Source organism: Pseudomonas sp. PDM09 (genome assembly GCF_014852305.1).
GTDB lineage: Bacteria > Pseudomonadota > Gammaproteobacteria > Pseudomonadales > Pseudomonadaceae > Aquipseudomonas.
On sequence record NZ_JACVBI010000003.1, the window covers coordinates 360,285 to 377,933 of the forward strand.

Annotated in this window: 17 protein-coding genes; 9 read left to right on the forward strand and 8 right to left on the reverse strand. The window is 60.0% G+C overall.

Annotation, left to right across the window (positions count from 1 at the left end; all coding sequences use genetic code 11):
- Positions 1-34 precede the first annotated feature (34 nt).
- The gene (locus IB250_RS10330) at positions 35-187 is read right to left on the reverse strand and encodes a DUF3309 family protein (RefSeq protein WP_008012020.1); all 153 of its coding nucleotides are present in this window, start codon (positions 185-187) and stop codon (positions 35-37) included.
- A gap of 299 nt (positions 188-486) precedes the next feature.
- On the opposite strand from IB250_RS10330, the gene IB250_RS10335 reads away from it, so the two are divergent.
- The 3 genes from IB250_RS10335 to csrA all read left to right on the forward strand — a co-directional run bounded on the left by IB250_RS10335 (position 487) and on the right by csrA (position 2,038).
- Positions 487-1,302, forward strand: coding sequence for an SDR family oxidoreductase (locus tag IB250_RS10335; protein WP_192344023.1), 816 nt, complete (start codon positions 487-489; stop codon positions 1,300-1,302).
- Between the two features lie 64 nt (positions 1,303-1,366).
- Positions 1,367-1,699 carry a YnfA family protein gene (locus tag IB250_RS10340; protein WP_063341152.1) on the forward strand — a complete coding sequence of 111 codons (333 nt, stop codon included), beginning with the start codon at positions 1,367-1,369 and terminating at the stop codon, positions 1,697-1,699.
- A gap of 153 nt (positions 1,700-1,852) precedes the next feature.
- A complete protein-coding gene (gene csrA, locus IB250_RS10345) occupies positions 1,853-2,038 on the forward strand; it encodes a carbon storage regulator CsrA (protein ID WP_123494546.1) in 186 nt (61 codons plus the stop codon).
- Positions 2,039-2,043: 5 nt separating this feature from the next.
- Here the strand turns inward: csrA and IB250_RS10350 are convergent, their stop codons facing one another.
- The 5 genes from IB250_RS10350 to mnmC all read right to left on the reverse strand — a co-directional run bounded on the left by IB250_RS10350 (position 2,044) and on the right by mnmC (position 9,468).
- Positions 2,044-2,271 carry a YheU family protein gene (locus IB250_RS10350; RefSeq protein WP_003199186.1) on the reverse strand — a complete coding sequence of 76 codons (228 nt, stop codon included), beginning with the start codon at positions 2,269-2,271 and terminating at the stop codon, positions 2,044-2,046.
- Between the two features lie 206 nt (positions 2,272-2,477).
- The gene (locus IB250_RS10355; RefSeq protein ID WP_008075153.1) at positions 2,478-3,668 is read right to left on the reverse strand and encodes an osmoprotectant NAGGN system M42 family peptidase; all 1,191 of its coding nucleotides are present in this window, start codon (positions 3,666-3,668) and stop codon (positions 2,478-2,480) included.
- A 170-nt stretch (positions 3,669-3,838) separates the two neighbouring features.
- A complete protein-coding gene (gene ngg, locus IB250_RS10360) occupies positions 3,839-5,587 on the reverse strand; it encodes an N-acetylglutaminylglutamine synthetase (RefSeq protein WP_192344024.1) in 1,749 nt (582 codons plus the stop codon).
- 3 nt (positions 5,588-5,590) lie between these two features.
- Entirely contained in the window at positions 5,591-7,363 is a 1,773-nt protein-coding gene (locus tag IB250_RS10365) for an N-acetylglutaminylglutamine amidotransferase (protein ID WP_192344025.1), read from the reverse strand.
- 122 nt (positions 7,364-7,485) lie between these two features.
- The gene (gene mnmC, locus IB250_RS10370; RefSeq protein ID WP_192344026.1) at positions 7,486-9,468 is read right to left on the reverse strand and encodes a bifunctional tRNA (5-methylaminomethyl-2-thiouridine)(34)-methyltransferase MnmD/FAD-dependent 5-carboxymethylaminomethyl-2-thiouridine(34) oxidoreductase MnmC; all 1,983 of its coding nucleotides are present in this window, start codon (positions 9,466-9,468) and stop codon (positions 7,486-7,488) included.
- 209 nt (positions 9,469-9,677) lie between these two features.
- Between mnmC and pap the strand changes: the two genes are divergently transcribed.
- Both pap and IB250_RS10380 read left to right on the forward strand, forming a co-directional pair.
- The gene (gene pap / locus IB250_RS10375; protein ID WP_192344027.1) at positions 9,678-11,201 is read left to right on the forward strand and encodes a polyphosphate:AMP phosphotransferase; all 1,524 of its coding nucleotides are present in this window, start codon (positions 9,678-9,680) and stop codon (positions 11,199-11,201) included.
- 105 nt (positions 11,202-11,306) lie between these two features.
- Complete coding sequence (locus IB250_RS10380) at positions 11,307-12,491, forward strand: thiolase family protein (RefSeq protein ID WP_192344028.1); 1,185 nt, start codon at positions 11,307-11,309, stop codon at positions 12,489-12,491.
- Between the two features lie 127 nt (positions 12,492-12,618).
- On the opposite strand, the gene IB250_RS10385 is transcribed toward IB250_RS10380, so the two are convergent.
- Positions 12,619-12,813, reverse strand: a complete 195-nt coding sequence (locus IB250_RS10385; RefSeq protein WP_123494538.1) for a DUF6316 family protein — start codon at positions 12,811-12,813, stop codon at positions 12,619-12,621.
- A 201-nt stretch (positions 12,814-13,014) separates the two neighbouring features.
- Between IB250_RS10385 and IB250_RS10390 the strand changes: the two genes are divergently transcribed.
- Positions 13,015-13,977: a DMT family transporter gene (locus tag IB250_RS10390; protein ID WP_192344029.1), complete on the forward strand. Its 963-nt coding sequence runs from the start codon at positions 13,015-13,017 to the stop codon at positions 13,975-13,977.
- A gap of 129 nt (positions 13,978-14,106) precedes the next feature.
- Here IB250_RS10390 and IB250_RS10395 read toward each other — a convergent pair whose 3' ends face one another.
- Positions 14,107-15,501, reverse strand: a complete 1,395-nt coding sequence (locus IB250_RS10395) for a class II fumarate hydratase (RefSeq protein WP_192344030.1) — start codon at positions 15,499-15,501, stop codon at positions 14,107-14,109.
- 192 nt (positions 15,502-15,693) lie between these two features.
- Here IB250_RS10395 and IB250_RS10400 point away from each other — a divergent pair, with 192 nt between their 5' ends.
- The 3 genes from IB250_RS10400 to IB250_RS10410 all read left to right on the forward strand — a co-directional run bounded on the left by IB250_RS10400 (position 15,694) and on the right by IB250_RS10410 (position 17,640).
- Positions 15,694-16,215 carry a DUF2059 domain-containing protein gene (locus IB250_RS10400; RefSeq protein ID WP_008071591.1) on the forward strand — a complete coding sequence of 174 codons (522 nt, stop codon included), beginning with the start codon at positions 15,694-15,696 and terminating at the stop codon, positions 16,213-16,215.
- A 12-nt stretch (positions 16,216-16,227) separates the two neighbouring features.
- Positions 16,228-16,527: a BolA family protein gene (locus IB250_RS10405; protein WP_192344031.1), complete on the forward strand. Its 300-nt coding sequence runs from the start codon at positions 16,228-16,230 to the stop codon at positions 16,525-16,527.
- A 171-nt stretch (positions 16,528-16,698) separates the two neighbouring features.
- Entirely contained in the window at positions 16,699-17,640 is a 942-nt protein-coding gene (locus IB250_RS10410) for a rhodanese-related sulfurtransferase (RefSeq protein ID WP_095634957.1), read from the forward strand.
- The last annotated feature ends 9 nt before the right edge of the window (positions 17,641-17,649 follow it).

Consider the following 17,649-nt stretch of genomic DNA (forward strand, 5'->3'; position numbering starts at 1 on the left):
TTCGCAGGGCCTCTTTTTTTTGCCGGCAAAACCTTTATATCTTGCCAAGCAGCAGCAGGATCAATAGCACCACCAACACCACGCCGATGATACCTGACGGGCCGTAACCCCAACTTCTGGAGTGCGGGAAGACCGGCAAGCCACCTATCAACAACAGGATAAGAATAACGATAAGAATTGTGCCCATGTCTGTTTCCTTGTTGGAAGTGTTGTGGTTGACCTAGCGTTTTAGCTTTTAGCCATCAGCTGGACTTGTATTAATCCTAGCTGCTTACAAAATCCGACTCATGGATATGAAGAAAAATTCCAGGTTTTTTTAATGTATTTGGCAAGTACGTTTATTTCTTTTACTGCGTTTCAACGTTGAAACAACCGGACCGCGCCGTGGTTCATTGCTGGCCATTCAGCAATCTGATGGAGCGTGGGTCGCGCATTATCCTTCGCTACACTCGGTGCATCTTCCCCGGAACAACAAGGCTGTTTGCTATGCAAAATCGCATGATGATCACTGGCGCGGGCTCAGGCCTGGGTCGCGAAATCGCGCTGCGCTGGGCGCGTGAAGGCTGGCAGCTGGCCTTGTCGGATGTCAGTGAACCCGGCCTGCAAGAAACCCTGAAGCTGGTTCGCGAAGCCGGCGGTGATGGTTTCATTCAGCGTTGTGATGTGCGCGACTACAGCCAACTGACAGCGTTCGCCCAAGCCTGTGAAGAGAAGTTCGGCGGCATTGACGTCATCGTTAACAACGCCGGCGTGGCCTCGGGCGGGTTCTTCAGTGAATTGTCGCTGGAAGACTGGGACTGGCAGATCGCGATCAACCTGATGGGTGTGGTCAAGGGCTGCAAGGCCTTCCTGCCGCTGCTGGAGAAAAGCAAAGGCAAGATCATCAACATCGCCTCGATGGCCGCACTGATGCAAGGTCCGGCCATGAGCAACTACAACGTGGCCAAGGCGGGTGTGGTGGCTTTGTCCGAAAGTCTGTTGATCGAACTGGCCCACGAGGAAGTCAGCGTGCATGTGGTCTGCCCCTCGTTCTTCCAGACCAACTTGCTGGACTCTTTCCGCGGCCCGACTCCGGCCATGAAAGCCCAGGTCGGCAAGTTGCTGGAAAGCTCGCCGATCACCGCTGCCGACATTGCCGATTACATCTATCAGCAGGTCGCCGCCGGCGAATTCCTGATTCTGCCTCACGAACAGGGCCGTGTGGCCTGGGCGATCAAGCAAAAAGATCCGCAGTTGCTCTACAACGAAATGACCGTGATGGCCGACAAAATGCGCGCCAAGGCCAAACAATCCGCAGGCTGAACTTGCCCGTGCGCAAGACCGTCGTTAGGGTGGCCGCAACTGGTCATCCTCACGAGACATCTGCATGCTCAATTACCTGTGGTTTTTCCTCGCCGCGCTGTTTGAAATCGCTGGCTGCTTCGCCTTCTGGATGTGGTTGCGCCAGGGTAAAAGCGCTTGGTGGATCATCCCGGCGTTGCTCAGCCTGATCCTGTTCGCGGTACTGCTGACCCGGGTCGAAGCGAGCTACGCCGGCCGCGCCTATGCCGCCTACGGTGGCATCTACATCATTGCGTCGATCGGCTGGCTGGCGGTGGTCGAGCGGATTCGTCCGCTGGGCTCGGACTGGATTGGCGTGGCGCTGTGTGTGATCGGGGCCAGCGTCATCCTGTTTGGCCCGCGCTTTTCCGCTTCCTGAAGGATCGGTCCTTCATTCAACCGGTTTGTCGGACACGTCCGTCAGGGCGAAGCCTCCTGGGCTGTAGGGCAAGACTGTTTTGCTGCCGTTGCATTGAAGACCCGCTACGCGCCGGGCATCTTCAAGGGCCGGTAACCCTGAAGGATGAATGCCATGCTTGTACTCAGTCGCGTTGTGGGCGAGTTGATTTCCATTGGTGACAACATTTCCGTGCGGGTTCTCGCCGTCAACGGAAGCAGCGTGCGCTTCGGTGTTGAAGCGCCGCAGCAGGTCAACGTACATCGCGCCGAAGTCTATGAGCGCATCCAGATCCAGCAGGCCAAAGCCAAAGCCCGTTAAGGGCCTCAGTCGAACAGGTGCTTGGGCACGTCGTGCTTGAGCATCAACTGGCATTGCTCGCTTTCCGGATCGAAGACGATCAGCGCCTGGCCCTTGGTCAATGCCTGACGAACACGCAACACGCGGGTTTCCAGCGGTGTGTCATCGCCATTGTCCGTGCCGTCGCGAGTCACGAAATCCTCGATCAGGCGGGTCAGCGTGTCGACTTCAAGTTGGTCGTGGGGGATCAGCATAAGGCACCTCGGCTAAACAATGGCGCGATGCTACGGCGAATGAAGGGTTGCGGCTAGCCTGGGCTCATCTGTTGCCTGACCACCGCCTTCGCGAGCAAGCCCGCTCCCACATTCGATCGCATTCCTGTGAAAGAACTCGGTCACCTGTGGGAGCGGGCTTGCTCGCGAAGACGATCGTTCAGACACCGAATATCTACAGGTACAACTCAACCGTCCGAACGCTGCCCAATCAAGCTATCCACCGACGGCACCCGCGTGTCACTTTCCATCTGCGTCTCGTGTTCGATCTGATGACTGAACCGGTCCAGGGAGCCCTTGGCCGGTTGTGCATCGCTGGCGAACACCGGCGGGCTGAGGATGTAGGCGCCGAGCAGGCGGCTGAGGGCGGCGAGGCTGTCGATGTGGGTGCGCTCGTAACCGTGGGTGGCATCGCAGCCGAAGGCGAGCAGGGCGGTGCGAATGTCGTGGCCGGCAGTGACGGCGGAGTGAGCATCGCTGAAGTAATAGCGGAACAGATCGCGGCGCGCCGGCAGTTCGTTGTCGCTGGCCAGGCGCAGCAGGTGGCGCGACAAGTGATAGTCATAAGGCCCGCCGGAATCCTGCATCGCCACACTCACCGCGTGTTCGCTGGAGTGCTGGCCGGGCGCGACCGGCGCGATGTCGATGCCGACGAATTCGCTGACGTCCCAAGGCAGGGCCGCCGCTGCACCACTGCCGGTTTCTTCGGTGATGGTGAACAGTGGATGGCAGTCGATCATCAGTTCTTCGCCACTGTCGACAATGGCTTTCAGCGCCGCCAGCAGTGCGGCAACGCCGGCCTTGTCGTCGAGGTGACGGGCGCTGATGTGGCCGCTTTCGGTGAACTCCGGCAACGGGTCGAAGGCGACGAAATCGCCGACGCTGATCCCCAGCGAATCGCAATCGGCGCGGGTGGCGCAGTAGGCGTCCAGGCGCAATTCGATGTGATCCCAGCTGATCGGCATTTCATCCACGGCGGTATTGAACGCGTGTCCGGAAGCCATCAACGGCAACACGCTGCCGCGAATCACGCCGTTGTCGGTGAACAGACTGACGCGGCTGCCTTCGGCAAAACGGCTGGACCAGCAACCGACCGGCGCCAGGGTCAGGCGACCGTTGTCCTTGATCGCGCGAACCGCTGCGCCAATGGTGTCCAGGTGGGCGGAGACGGCGCGGTCCGGGCTGTTCTGCTTGCCCTTGAGGGTGGCGCGGATGGTGCCGCGACGGGTCATCTCAAAGGGAATGCCCAACTCTTCGAGCCGTTCGGCAACGTAACGCACGATGGTGTCGGTGAACCCGGTGGGGCTGGGAATGGCGAGCATTTCCAGCAGAACTTTTTGCAGATAATTGAGATCCGGTTCGGGAATTTTGCGGGTCATGGAAACTCCTGATGGGTTGAGAGCATCGATGGTTTCGATGAGGGGGAGGTCTGGTTAGATGTTCAGCGCCTGTGAGGCCGCCTTCGCGAGCAAGCCCGCTCCCACAGGGGGACGCGGTCAAATGTGGGAGCGGGCTTGCTCGCGAAGGCGTCGGTCCGGGCACTCCATAACTAAGGGACCACCGGCTGACTATGCGGAAACAACAAATCCACAAACCGCTCGGCCGTCGGCTGCGGTTCATGGTTGGCCAGCCCGGCGCGTTCATTGGCTTCGATAAACACATACTCCGGCTGGTCGGCGGCCGGCACCATCAGGTCGAGCCCGACCATTGGAATATCCAGCGCCCGCGCCGCCCGCACTGCCGCATCCACCAAGGTCGGATGCAGAATCGCCGTGACGTCCTCAAGAATGCCGCCGGTATGAAGATTCGCCGTGCGCCGTACGAACAGATGCTCACCGGCTGGCAGAATGCTGCTGTAGTCATAACCTGCACCCTGCAAGGTGCGCTGGGTCTCATGGTCCAGCGGGATTTTGCTTTCACCGCTGGTTGCCGCCTGACGACGACGGCTCTGGGCCTCGATCAGCGCACCGATGGAATGCTGACCATCGCCCACCACTTCCGCCGGCCGGCGAATGGCGGCGGCGACCACTTCGAAACCGATCACCAGAATCCGCAAGTCGAGGCCTTCATGGAAGCTTTCCAGCAGCACTCGACTGTCGAAGGTGCGGGCGTTTTCGATGGCTTGCTGGACCTCTTCGATGCTGCGTAAATCCACCGCCACCCCTTGGCCTTGCTCACCGTTCAGCGGTTTGACTACCACCCGTTGATGCTCGTCGAGAAACGCCAGGTTGTCGTCCGCGCTCCCCGCCAGTTGTTGGGCGGGCAGTTTAAGACCGGCGTTTTTCAGCACCTTGTGGGTCAGGCTTTTGTCCTGACACAACGTCATGCTGATGGCGCTGGTCAGATCGCTCAGGGATTCGCGGCAACGCACCCGACGACTGCCGTGAATCAAGGTAAACAGACCCGCTTGCGCATCATCCACCTGCACATCAATGCCGCGCCGATGAGCCTCCTCGACGATGATCCGTGCATACGGATTGAACTCGGCTTCGGGGCCTGGGCCGAGAAACAACGGCTGGTTGATGCCGTTTTTGCGCTTGATGGCGAAGGTCGACAAATTGCGAAAACCGAGCTTGGCGTAAAGACTTTTCGCCTGACGGTTGTTGTGCAGCACCGACAGGTCCAGGTAACTCAGACCACGGCTCATGAAGTGTTCGATCAAGTGCCGCACCAGCACTTCACCGACGCCTGGACGGGAACATTGCGGATCGACCGCCAGGCACCACAGGCTGCTGCCGTTTTCCGGATCATTGAACGCCTTGTGATGATTCAGGCCCATGACGCTGCCGATGATGGTGCCGCTGTCCTCATCTTCGGCCAACCAGTAAACCGGGCCGCCCTGGGGATGAGGCGTCAGCAAATTCGCATCAATGGGCAGCATGCCGCGTGCCTGATACAGCTGATTGACAGCCTGCCAGTCCGTCTCGCTTTGCGCCCGGCGGATGCGAAAGCCGCGAAACACCCGGGTAGCCTGACGGTAATCGCTGAACCACAGGCGCAAGGTGTCGGAGGGGTCAAGAAACAGTTGCGCCGGCTCTAGCCCCAACACTTGCTGGGGCGCGGCAACGTACAAGGCGATGTCCCGCTCACCGGGCTGCTCATTGAGCAACTCTTGGGCAAGGCTCGCCGCATCGGGAAAGGTATGGCCGATCAGCAACCGGCCCCAACCGCAATGCACCGCAATTGGCGCGGCGCCCAATTCACTGCCGTCTTCGGCCAGGCGCGCCTGCAAGCGTTCGTAAGAGGGCGTCTGACCGCGCAACAAGCGTTGGCTATAAGCCGTGGCGTGAGGTTTCATCGATCAGATTCCTTGTTCACTGAGCCACAGGTTCAGGGCTGCCAATTGCCACAGCTTGGAGCCGCGCAACGGGGTCAGTTGACCTTGTGGATCGGTCAGCAGGCGGTCGAGCATGGCGGGGTTGAACAGGCCACGATCCTGACTCGGATCGAGCAGCAGTTCACGCACCCAGTTCAGCGTCTCGCCCTGCAAATGCTTGAGGCCGGGGACCGGGAAGTAACCTTTTTTGCGGTCGATCACTTCACTCGGAATGACCAGCCGCGCCGCTTCTTTCAAGACTTGCTTACCGCCATCCGGCAGTTTGAATTTGCCCGGCACCCGCGCCGACAATTCCACCAGGCGATAGTCGAGAAAGGGCGTACGCGCTTCCAGGCCCCAGGCCATGGTCATGTTGTCGACCCGCTTGACCGGGTCATCCACCAGCATCACGGTGCTGTCCAGGCGTAGGGCTTTGTCCACGGCTGCGTCGGCACCGGGCTGTGCGAAATGTTCCTTCACGAAGTCGCCGGCCGCGTCGTTGGCCGTCAGCCATTTCGGCTGCACCGTGGCGGCGTAGTCGGCGTAGCTGCGGTCAAAAAACGCATCGCGATACGCCGCGTACGGATCGCTCGCACCGTCCACCTGCGGATACCAGTGATACCCGGCGAACAACTCGTCCGCGCCCTGGCCGCTTTGCACCACCTTGCAGTGCTTGGCCACTTCGCGAGACAGCAAATAGAACGCGATGCAGTCATGGCTGACCATCGGCTCGCTCATGGCGCGGAACGCCGCGGGCAGTTGCTCGATGATCTCTTTTTCGTCGATGCGCAGTTGGTGATGGTGTGTGCCGTAGTGCTTGGCGATCAGGTCCGAATACTGGAACTCGTCACCACGCTCGCCGCCGGCATCCTGGAAACCGATGGAAAAGGTCGACAGATTTTCGACCCCGACTTCGCGCAACAGGCCCACCAACAGACTTGAATCGACGCCGCCGGAAAGCAACACGCCAACGTCCACCGCCGCCCGTTGACGGATCGCCACTGCATCACGGGTGCTGTCGAGCACGCGATCGCGCCAGTCTTCGAGGGTCAGGTTCAGTTCGTCGGCATTTGGGCCGTAGGGCAGGGTCCACCAGGTTTTCTGCTCGGTGGTGCCGTCCGCTTCGATGCGCATCCAGCTCGCAGGGGGCAGTTTCTCGATGCCCGCCAGCAAGGTGCGCGGAGCCGGAACCACCGCATGAAAGTTCAGATAATGATTGAGCGCCACCGGGTCGAGAATCGGGTTGATGTCGCCGCCCTTGAGCAAGGCCGGCAGGGCCGAGGCAAAGCGCAGGCGCTGGCCGGTGCGCGACAGGTACAACGGCTTCACGCCGAGACGGTCGCGGGCAATGAACAGACGCTTGGCGTCGCGCTCCCAAATGGCGAAGGCGAACATGCCATTGAGTTTGGGCAACAGGGCTTCGCCCCAGGCGTGATACCCCTTGAGCAGCACTTCGGTGTCGCCGCCGGAATAGAAGGCGTAACCGAGGCTTTCAAGCTCAGTGCGCAGTTCCGGGAAGTTGTAGATCGCGCCGTTGAAGGCCAGGGACAGGCCCAGTTGGTTGTCGATCATCGGCTGTGCCGAGCCGTCCGACAGGTCCATGATTTTCAGGCGCCGATGGCCCAGGGCAATCGGCCCCTGGCTGTGGAAGCCCCACGCATCAGGGCCGCGAGGGGCCAGGTGATGGGTGATTCGTTCGATGGCTGCGAGGTCCGCAGGTTGATGGTCGAAACGTAATTCTCCAGCTAATCCGCACATAAGTCCTTACCGGTTTTTCCGTTGGGGAGGGTCAATCGATACCCGCCAAAAACGGCGGGTACTCAGAAACTGACCCACGTGAATCCCTGGAGTTTTAGACCGATAAGTTATAAGGCTGTGGGTCAGGCTTTTCCGCGGATCAATTTGCGTAAGGCAAAACGATTGGGATGGCAGGCCTCGGCCACCGCTTTCGGCAAGGGCAGGGGCTCGTTTTCAAGCCATGCCGCCAACAGCTCGCCAGACAACGGCGCGGTGATCAAACCGCGAGAGCCGTGACCGCTGTTGACGTAAAACCCCTCGAGCCATGGGCAGGGAATGTCCGGCACTTGCCGGGCATCTTTGCTCAGTGCGGCATAGGCTTCGGCGAAGGCTGCCTGGTCGGCCAACGGTCCGACGATCGGCAGATAGTCGGGGCTGGTGCAGCGGAATGCCGCGCGTCCTTCCAGTCGCTGCGGGTCCAGGTCTGGAACATGCAGACGGGCGACCAGGTCAGTGGAGATTTCCTCGAGCAACGCCAGGTTGCCAAGGTGTTCGGCGACGGTCGGGGTCAGCTCATCGCTTTTGAAATCGAAGCTGGCGCCGAGGGTGTGTTCGCCCAGACGTGCGGGCGCCACATAGCCTTCGGCGCAGACGACGGTCGCCAGGCGCTGGCTTTCAGAGGTTTGTGCCAGTCGGGTGATCTGGCCACGAATGCGTTTGAGGGGCAGGTCGGCGCTGTGGGGAAAACGCTTGATCTCGGCGGCGCCGGCCAGAATCACCACCGGCGCACTGGCTAGTAATACATCGCCGTCCCAGGCCTGCCACTGATCATCGACCTTGCGCAGTTCCAGCACGTCGCGATGGGGCAGCCACTGGATGTTCGTTGAGGACGCCTGCCACTGGCACAACGCAGGCGGATGAACCCAACCGCCTTCAGGGTAGAACAAGCCGCCATGGGCCAATTCGATGCCGGCCCGGGCCTGGGCCTGGGGTTGATCGAGCAGGTGCACCAGGCTCGGTGAAAAGGCCGTTGCCAATTGCGCCTGACGCTCGGCTTCCTTGGCATTGAAGGCCAGTTGCAAGACTCCGCAATCGTCCCAGTCGACGCCACGCTGCAGTTGTTCCAGCAGACGTCGGGTGTAACCAAAACCGCTGACGATCAATTGCGACAATGCCGTGCCATGGGCCGAAAGCTTGAGATACAGCACGCCCTGAGGATTGCCTGAGGCTTCCTGCGCCAGTGCTTCGTGGCGGTCCAGCAGGCTCACTTGCCAACCCCGCGCGGCCAGGCTGGCGGCACTGGCGCAACCGGCCAGCCCGGCACCGATCACCAGGGCGTGGCGTTCGCCGGTCAGCGGCTGTGGACGAGCGAACCAGGGTTTTGGCGAGGTCGGTTTAGCGGCCTCTTCAGGCCAACCGAGGAACGTGCCCCGCAGAATTTCCCATTTATGGCCGATGCCCGGCGTGCGCTTCATCTTGAAACCCGCCGCATTCAGCAAACGGCGTACCCAGCCGGTGCTGGTAAAGGTGCTGATGGTCGAGCCGGGTGCCGCCAGGCGAGCCAGTTCGGCAAACAATTCGGCGGTCCACATGTCGGGGTTTTTCGCCGGGGCGAAACCGTCGAGAAACCAGGCGTCGATTTGCGCATCCAGTTGCGGCAACTGCTCAAGTGCATCGCCGATCAGCAAGGTCAGGGTGACGCGGCCGTTGCCCAGCACCAGGCGCTGAAAGCCTTGATGGATCGCGACGTATTGCGCCAGCAATTGATCGGCAAACGGCTTGAGTTCCGGCCATAGCGCCAGGGCCCGTTGCAGATCGGGAGCGCTCAGCGGGTACTTTTCGACACTGACAAAATGCAGCCGCGCACCGGCCACCGCGTGCTGTTCGAACAACTGCCAGGCACAGAGAAAATTCAGCCCGGTGCCGAACCCGGTTTCGCCAATAACCAGTCGCCCACCCGCCGGCAAGGCGGCGAAACGATCGGGCAAATCGTTTTGCTGCAGAAACACGTAGCGGGTTTCTTCAAGGCCCGACAGGTCGGAAAAATACACATCATCGAACACCCGCGAACGCGGGCGACCTTGGTCGTCCCAGTCGAGCTGGGCGTGGGGCAATACAGGTTTCATGGCAGGCTCGGCAACGACAAGGTGGCCATTCTAGCCCGCCTGCTCAAAAGGGTGTGCTGCCACAAAAGATCGCAGCCTTCGGCAGCTCCTACAGGTTTACACCGGTCCCATGTAGGAGCTGCCGAAGGCTGCGATCTTTTGATCTTTTTTACATCACCGCACACCTCCATCTTCCGCTAGTCTTGCTCAATCCTGGAAGGAGCTGCTCCATGTTCGAATCTGCCGAAATCGGTCATACCATCGACAAAGAAACCTATGACGCCGAAGTGCCGGCCCTGCGTGAAGCTTTGCTCGAAGCGCAGTTCGAACTTCGGCAGCAACAGCGTTTTCCAGTAATCATTTTGATCAACGGCATTGAAGGGGCCGGCAAGGGCGAGACCGTCAAGTTGCTCAATGAATGGATGGACCCGCGCTCGATCGAGGTTCGCACCTTCGACCAGCAGACCGACGAAGAACTGGCGCGACCGCCGGCCTGGCGCTACTGGCGGATGCTCCCGGCCAAGGGCCGCATGGGGATTTTCTTCGGCAACTGGTACAGCCAGATGCTGCAGGGACGGGTTCATGGCTTGTTCAAGGATCCGCGACTCGATCAAAGCATCAATGGGGCTGAGCGGCTGGAGAAGATGCTGTGCGACGAAGGCGTGCTGATCTTCAAGTTCTGGTTTCACCTCTCCAAAAAACAAATGAAAGCGCGGCTCAAGGCACTGGCCGATGATCCGTTGCACAGTTGGCGCATCAGCCCGCTGGACTGGCAGCAATCGCAGACCTACGACAAATTCGTCAAATACGGCGAACGGGTGCTGCGCCGCACCAGCCGCGACTATGCGCCGTGGCATGTGATTGCAGGCGTGGACGCGAACTATAGAAGCCTGGCGGTCGGCAAGATTCTGCTCGATGGCCTGCAAAGTGCATTGAAAAGACCCAGGATTCACCCGGACAAAGTCAGCGCCGCGCCCTTGTTCCCCAGCGTCGATCAGGTGAATTTGCTCGACAGCCTGGACATGACGCTGAGCCTGGACAAGGACGATTACGAAGAACAACTGATTACCGAGCAGGCACGGTTTTCCGGGTTGATGCGCGACAAGCGCATGCGTCGTCACGCGTTGATTGCATTGTTCGAAGGCAATGACGCGGCAGGCAAGGGCGGGGCAATTCGTCGGGTGGCAGCGGCACTCGACCCGCGCCAGTACGACATCGTGCCGATCGCCGCGCCTACCGAGGAAGAACGGGCCCAACCGTATCTCTGGCGGTTCTGGCGGCATATTCCGGCGCGGGGCAAATTCACTGTGTTCGACCGTTCCTGGTATGGCCGGGTGCTGGTGGAGCGCATCGAAGGCTATTGCAGCAAGGCGGATTGGTTGCGCGCCTACGGTGAGATCAACGACTTCGAAGAGCAGATCGCCGACGCCGAGGTGATCGTGGTCAAGTTCTGGCTGGCCATCGACAAACAGACCCAACTGGAGCGCTTCCAGGAGCGTGAAGAAATCCCCTTCAAGCGTTTCAAGATCACCGAAGACGACTGGCGCAATCGCGACAAGTGGGACGATTACCGCACCGCTGTCGGCGACATGGTCGATCGCACCAGCACCGAGATATCACCGTGGACCCTGGTGGAAGCCAATGACAAGCGCTGGGCGCGGGTCAAGGTCCTGCGCACCCTTAACCAGGCGCTGGAAGAGGCCTTCGAAAAGTCCGACAAACGCGAGAAGAAGCTGCGAAAACGCAAGCGCTGAACCGATGGCTACGCATACGCGAGGTGAATGATTGTCGCGGTCAGTCATAGGGTGGACTTATGCTCGGTCCAACTCCTGACTGACAACAACAATGAGGTGTATGCCATGCGTGAAGTGGTGATCGTCGACAGCGTACGGACCGGCCTGGCCAAATCCTTTCGCGGCAAGTTCAACATGACCCGTCCGGACGACATGGCGGCCCACTGTGTCAATGCGTTGCTCACGCGCAATGACGTCGACCCGGCCAGTGTCGAGGATTGCATCGTCGGCGCCGGCTCCAACGAAGGCGCCCAGGGCTTCAACATCGGCCGCAACGTCGCGGTGCTATCGCATCTGGGCATCGGCACCGGTGGCATGACCCTTAACCGCTTCTGTTCATCGGGCTTGCAGGCCATCGCCATCGCCGCCAATCAGATCGCTTCGGGCTGCAGCGACATTATCGTCGCCGGTGGCGTCGAGTCGATCAGCCTGACCATGAAAAGTGTCAACACCGACAACCTGATCAACCCGTTGCTGAAAGAGCAGGTACCGGGCATCTATTTCCCCATGGGCCAGACCGCCGAAATCGTCGCGCGTCGTTACGACGTCAGTCGCCAGGACCAGGATGTGTACGCCCTGCAAAGCCAGCAACGTACCGCCTTGGCGCAGGCCGCCGGGTTGTTCAACGATGAAATCGTGCCGATGGCGGTGAAGTATCGCGTTGAAGACAAGGCCACCGGCCAAGTGCAGATTCTCGACGGCATCGTCGATCACGACGACTGCAACCGCCCGGATACCACGCTGCAAAGCCTGGCCGGGTTGAAACCGGTGTTTGCCGAGGACGGCTCGGTGACCGCGGGCAACTCGTCGCAGCTGTCCGACGGCGCTTCGATGACCCTGGTGATGAGCCTGGAAAAAGCCCTGGCGCTGGGGCTCAAGCCCAAAGCCTTCTTTCGCGGTTTTGCCGTGGCCGGGTGTCAGCCAGACGAAATGGGCATCGGCCCGGTGTTTTCGGTGCCGAAGTTGCTCAAGGCCAAGGGATTGCAGGTTGCCGACATTGATCTGTGGGAACTCAACGAAGCGTTCGCCTCGCAATGCCTGTACAGCCGTAATCGGCTGGAAATCGACAACGACAAATACAACGTCAACGGCGGCTCGATTGCCATCGGCCATCCGTTCGGCATGACCGGCTCGCGTCAGGTCGGGCACATCGTGCGTGAATTGCAGCGGCGTAACCTGCGCTACGGCATCGTCACCATGTGCGTGGGGGGCGGGATGGGGGCTACGGGGTTGTTTGAGGCGGTGCGTTAAATCTGCAAGATTTGTTGCCTGATCAACCGCTTTCGCGAGCAAGCCCGCTCCCACATTTGACCGAATTCTAACGTTGGATACGGTTAAATGTGGGAGCGGGCTTGCTCGCGAATGCAGACGCCGCAGTTTACCGGCTCATGCACAAGAACTGCATCCGCTCGATATACGCTTGAATCTCACGCACCGCTGCTTCCCGGTTTTCAAACGGACCCTCCAGCGTGTGTTCCCGCGTGGTGAAGTACAACTCTCCATTCACACGACATAAGCGGTCACAACGAAAGTGGGTGGCGGGGGCGTTGTCTTGGGCGCGCATGCCGTACATGGGCGATCTCCTGCGGGTGACGGTTTCAATGAGCTTATGCATGAACCACTTGTCACGCCTGGCGAGCTGATCGACGGCATATCGTCAACTTTATGGTGCGACCTGCACAGTTTCATTCGCGGCCCGTCGGCAACTGTCCCTGTGTCGCGTTCCCGTCTGAGCCTAGAATGACCGTTTTCGCCAATCGGCTTCGGGGTCAGCATGCATATTTCATCGGGTCGCTGGGTTTATGGTCTGTGCCTGGCCTTGCTGACCGCGTTGCTGTGGGGAATCCTGCCAATCAAGCTCAAGCAAGTGCTGCTGGTGATGGACCCGGTGACGGTGACCTGGTTTCGCTTGCTGGTGTCCGGCGGTTGTCTGTTCATTTATCTGGCGGCGACCAAACGCCTGCCGAGTCGCAAAGTCCTCGGCCCGCGCGGTGGCTGGCTGGTGTTGATGGCGGTACTCGGACTGGTCGGCAACTACGTGTTGTACCTGATGGGCCTGAACCTGCTCAGCCCCGGCACCGCGCAACTGGTGGTGCAGATGGGCCCGATCATGTTGCTGATCGCCAGTCTGTTCGTGTTCAAGGAACGGTTTAGCGTGGGGCAGGGGTTTGGCCTGTTGGTGCTGCTGATCGGCTTTGCACTGTTCTTCAATCAGCGCTTGAGTGAGTTGCTCACCTCCCTGACCGATTACACCGCCGGTGTGCTGATGGTGCTCTTGGCGTCCACGGTCTGGACCTTCTATGCCTTGGGCCAGAAGCAGTTGCTCACGGTGTGGAATTCGTTGCAGGTGATGATGGTGATTTACCTGTTCTGTGCGCTGTTGCTGACGCCATGGGTGCATCCGCTGGAGGCGCTGCAATTGAGTCCGTTGCAAGGCTGGCTGCTGCTGGCGTGCTGTTTGAACACCCTGATCGCTTATGGCGCCTTCGCTGAAGCCCTGGCCCATTGGGAGGCTTCGCGGGTCAGTGCAACGCTGGCAATCACGCCGCTGGTGACCTTTGCCGCCGTGGCCGTGGCCGCGTGGTTATGGCCGGAGTATGTGCAGGCCGAACAGATCAATGGTCTGGGTTATGGCGGGGCGGTGCTGGTGGTGATCGGGTCGGCGCTGGTGGCGTTGGGGCCATCGTTGATGGCGGGGCTCAGGGCGCGGCGGGTGCGGATGGCAGTCACACGGTAGACCGCGTTATCGTTCTTCGCGAGCAAGCCCGCTCCCACATTCGACCGCGTTCCCCTGAGAGAACTCGGTCACTGTGGGAGCGGGCTTGCTCGCGAAGACTGACTGTCAGGCACTGAATCACTTTCAGATTCACCCCTGCTTGCCAGCCTCCAACATATCCTCCGGCCGCACCCACGCATCAAACTCTTCATTCGTCAGATAGCCCAGCTGCAACGCCGCCTCACGCAGGGTCAGCCCCTCGCTGTAAGCCTTCTTGGCGATCTCCGCCGACTTGTCGTAGCCGATATGAGGGTTCAGTGCCGTCACCAGCATCAAGCCTTGTTCCAGGTGCTCGGCCATTTTCTCGACATCCGGTTCCAGCCCGGCGATGCAATGCTGCTGGAAGTTACTGCAGCCATCGCCCAGCAAGCGGATCGATTGCAGCAGGTTGTGGATGATCACCGGTTTGAACACGTTCAATTGCAGGTGGCCCTGACTGGCGGCAAAACCGATGGCAACGTCATTGCCCAATACCTGACAGGCCAGCATCGACAGGGCTTCGCACTGAGTCGGGTTGACCTTGCCGGGCATGATCGAACTGCCCGGCTCATTGGCCGGCAGTTTCACTTCGGCCAACCCCGCTCGCGGCCCGGAGCCCAGCAGGCGCAGGTCGTTGGCGATTTTCATCAGGGTTACGGCAAGGGTCTTCAGGGCGCCGGAAAGGGTGACCAGCGGCTCGTGGCCGGCCAGGGCGGCAAATTTATTGGGGGCCGTAACGAACGGCAGGCCGGAGAGGGCGGCCAGTTCAGCAGCGATCGCTTCGCCAAAACCGTGGGGCGAGTTCAATCCGGTGCCGACCGCAGTGCCACCCTGAGCCAGTTCACAGACCGCCGGCAGCGCGCTTCGGATCGCCCGCTCGGCGTAATCCAGTTGCGCGATGAACGCTGAGAGTTCCTGGCCGAAGGTAATCGGCGTGGCGTCCATCATATGGGTACGACCGGTCTTGACCAGTTTCATGTGTCGTGCGGACAACTCCGCCAACCCGCCCGACAATTCGCTGATCGCCGGCAGCAAATGCTGCTGCACCGCCTGAGCCGTCGCGATGTGCATGGCCGTGGGGAAGCAATCGTTGGAACTCTGGGAACGGTTGACGTGATCGTTGGGATGCACCGGCGTCTTGCCGCCGCGCGGGTTGCCGGCCAGTTCGTTGGCGCGACCGGCGATCACTTCGTTGACGTTCATGTTGCTCTGGGTGCCGCTGCCGGTCTGCCAGACCACCAGCGGGAACTGCTCGTCGTGGTCACCGTCGAGCACTTCGTCGGCGGCCTGTTCGATCAGCCGGGCGATGTCGGCGGGCAGGTCGCCATTGCGATCGTTGACGCGCGCCGCGGCTTTCTTGATCAGGGCCAGGGCGTGCAGCACGGCCAGCGGCATGCGCTCGTTGCCGATGGCGAAGTTGATCAGCGAGCGTTGCGTCTGAGCGCCCCAGTAAGCGTCATCCGGGACTTCTACCTGGCCCAGGCTGTCGGTTTCGATACGGCTCATCATGCACACTCCTGTCGGTCTGATAGCGCAGTTTAGGCCGTGATCGCCGGCCGTGGTTCCATCAGTCTGGAATTTGACCGTTCAACCCCTCTAAATCAGGCGCGACAAGGCTTGGGGTTGAGTGACACACTTTTTTAGGTGCAGAATGGACGCCCTTGAGGTTTTGCCTCGCCTGCTAGAAAAGGAAACTCGATGACTCGTCTTCGTGCCATCTGTACCGCGGTTGCACTGGTTTGCGCCAGCGGCCAGGTTTTTGCCGATACCGCCAGCCACAACGCCAGTGCCGAAGCTTTCCTGACCCTGGCGCACGCTGACAAATTGGGCACTCCGGTGTACATGCAAGTGCAGCAAATGTTCGCTCAGCGCTTTGAACAGACCAAAGCCCCTGAGTCGAAAAAAGCCCTGCTGGAAACCTATCAAGCCAAGGCCAACGCCGCTCTGGACGCAGCCATTGGCTGGAACAAGCTGAAGCCGGACATGGTCAAGCTTTACACCACCAATTTCAGCGAATCCGAGCTCAAGGATCTGGTTGCGTTCTACCAGTCTCCACTGGGCAAGAAAGTCCTGGAAAAAATGCCGCAGCTGACTCAGCAATCGGCACAGATGACCCAGGCCAAGCTGGAAAGCGCGGTGCCTGTGGTCAACAAACTGCTGGCTGACATGACGGCCGAGCTGGAGCCTAAAGGCGCCGCTCCTGCCAAGAAAAAGCCTTAAGCGGAGTTCGGGATGACCATGCAACAACGCATCGAATCGACGCTCGGGCTGTTACAGCCCGAGCACCTGCAAGTGCTGGATGAAAGCCACATGCACAGCCGTGGGTTGCAGACCCACTTCAAGGCCGTGGTGGTCAGCCAGCAGTTTGAAGGCCTCAATCGCGTCAAGCGTCACCAGAAGGTGTACGGCACGTTGGGCGAACTGATGGGCGAGTTCCATGCGTTGGCGCTGCATACCTACACGCCGCAAGAATGGGCACAGATCGGCGCGGCTCCGGCTTCGCCGACCTGCGCTGGCGGCAGCAAGCATTAAGATCAAAAGATCGCAGCCTGCGGCAGCTCCTACAGGAGAATGCATTCCTGTGTAGGAGCTGCCGCAGGCTGCGATCTTTTTTGCTAGAATCCGCAACGCGCCGCTTACCCGGCGCGTTTTTTTTCGCATCCGGTTCACCCCTTACGAGGGTAGCCACCTGGAGAATTACCCATGACACAACAGATTGTCGTGGCGGCACTGTATAAGTTCGTCACCCTGGAAGATTACGTCGCCCTGCGCGAGCCGCTGCTGCAAGCGATGGTCGACAACGGCATCAAAGGCACGCTGCTGATCGCCGAAGAAGGCATCAACGGCACCGTGTCCGGCAGCCGCGAAGGCATTGACGGGCTGATGGCCTGGCTCAAGAACGACCCGCGCATGGACGACATCGATCACAAAGAGTCGTACTGCGACGAGCAGCCGTTCTATCGCACCAAAGTCAAACTCAAGAAAGAAATCGTCACCTTGGGCGTTGAAGGCGTGGACCCGAACAAAAAGGTCGGCACCTATGTGGATCCGCAGAACTGGAACGCGCTGATCAGCGATCCCGAAGTGCTGCTGATCGACACCCGCAACGATTACGAAGTCTCGATTGGCACCTTCGAAGGCGCCATCGATCCGAAGACCACCAGTTTTCGCGAATTCCCCGACTACATCAAAGCCAATTTCGACCCGGCCGTGCACAAGAAAGTCGCGATGTTCTGCACCGGCGGCATTCGTTGCGAAAAGGCTTCGAGCTACATGCTCAGCCAGGGTTTTGACGAGGTCTATCACCTCAAGGGTGGCATCCTGAAGTACCTCGAAGAGGTGCCGCAGGAAGAAACCAAATGGCAGGGCGACTGCTTCGTGTTCGATAACCGCGTGACCGTGCGCCACGACCTCAGCGAAGGCGACTACGATCAATGTCATGCCTGTCGTACGCCTGTCAGCGTCGAAGACCGCGCGTCCGAGCACTATGTGGCCGGCATCAGTTGCCCGCATTGCTGGGATAAGCTGAGCGAGAAAACCCGTCGCAGTGCCATCGACCGGCAGAAGCAGATCGAACTGGCCAAGGCGCGCAACCTGCCGCACCCGATCGGTTACAACTACAAGCAAACTCCTTCCGAGGCTTGAGCCATGTCT

What these genes read in the sequence shown, in the direction of transcription:
- IB250_RS10340 (WP_063341152.1), top strand. Translation starts at nt 1,367, where the DNA reads ATGCTCAATTACCTGTGGTTTTTCCTCGCCGCGCTGTTTGAAATCGCT.
- ngg (WP_192344024.1), bottom strand. Translation starts at nt 5,587, where the DNA reads ATGAAACCTCACGCCACGGCTTATAGCCAACGCTTGTTGCGCGGTCAG.
- csrA (WP_123494546.1), top strand. Translation starts at nt 1,853, where the DNA reads ATGCTTGTACTCAGTCGCGTTGTGGGCGAGTTGATTTCCATTGGTGAC.
- IB250_RS10405 (WP_192344031.1), top strand. Translation starts at nt 16,228, where the DNA reads ATGACCATGCAACAACGCATCGAATCGACGCTCGGGCTGTTACAGCCC.
- pap (WP_192344027.1), top strand. Translation starts at nt 9,678, where the DNA reads ATGTTCGAATCTGCCGAAATCGGTCATACCATCGACAAAGAAACCTAT.
- IB250_RS10395 (WP_192344030.1), bottom strand. Translation starts at nt 15,501, where the DNA reads ATGAGCCGTATCGAAACCGACAGCCTGGGCCAGGTAGAAGTCCCGGAT.
- IB250_RS10365 (WP_192344025.1), bottom strand. Translation starts at nt 7,363, where the DNA reads ATGTGCGGATTAGCTGGAGAATTACGTTTCGACCATCAACCTGCGGAC.
- IB250_RS10380 (WP_192344028.1), top strand. Translation starts at nt 11,307, where the DNA reads ATGCGTGAAGTGGTGATCGTCGACAGCGTACGGACCGGCCTGGCCAAA.
- IB250_RS10410 (WP_095634957.1), top strand. Translation starts at nt 16,699, where the DNA reads ATGACACAACAGATTGTCGTGGCGGCACTGTATAAGTTCGTCACCCTG.
- IB250_RS10330 (WP_008012020.1), bottom strand. Translation starts at nt 187, where the DNA reads ATGGGCACAATTCTTATCGTTATTCTTATCCTGTTGTTGATAGGTGGC.
- IB250_RS10335 (WP_192344023.1), top strand. Translation starts at nt 487, where the DNA reads ATGCAAAATCGCATGATGATCACTGGCGCGGGCTCAGGCCTGGGTCGC.
- IB250_RS10355 (WP_008075153.1), bottom strand. Translation starts at nt 3,668, where the DNA reads ATGACCCGCAAAATTCCCGAACCGGATCTCAATTATCTGCAAAAAGTT.
- IB250_RS10350 (WP_003199186.1), bottom strand. Translation starts at nt 2,271, where the DNA reads ATGCTGATCCCCCACGACCAACTTGAAGTCGACACGCTGACCCGCCTG.
- IB250_RS10400 (WP_008071591.1), top strand. Translation starts at nt 15,694, where the DNA reads ATGACTCGTCTTCGTGCCATCTGTACCGCGGTTGCACTGGTTTGCGCC.
- mnmC (WP_192344026.1), bottom strand. Translation starts at nt 9,468, where the DNA reads ATGAAACCTGTATTGCCCCACGCCCAGCTCGACTGGGACGACCAAGGT.
- IB250_RS10390 (WP_192344029.1), top strand. Translation starts at nt 13,015, where the DNA reads ATGCATATTTCATCGGGTCGCTGGGTTTATGGTCTGTGCCTGGCCTTG.
- IB250_RS10385 (WP_123494538.1), bottom strand. Translation starts at nt 12,813, where the DNA reads ATGTACGGCATGCGCGCCCAAGACAACGCCCCCGCCACCCACTTTCGT.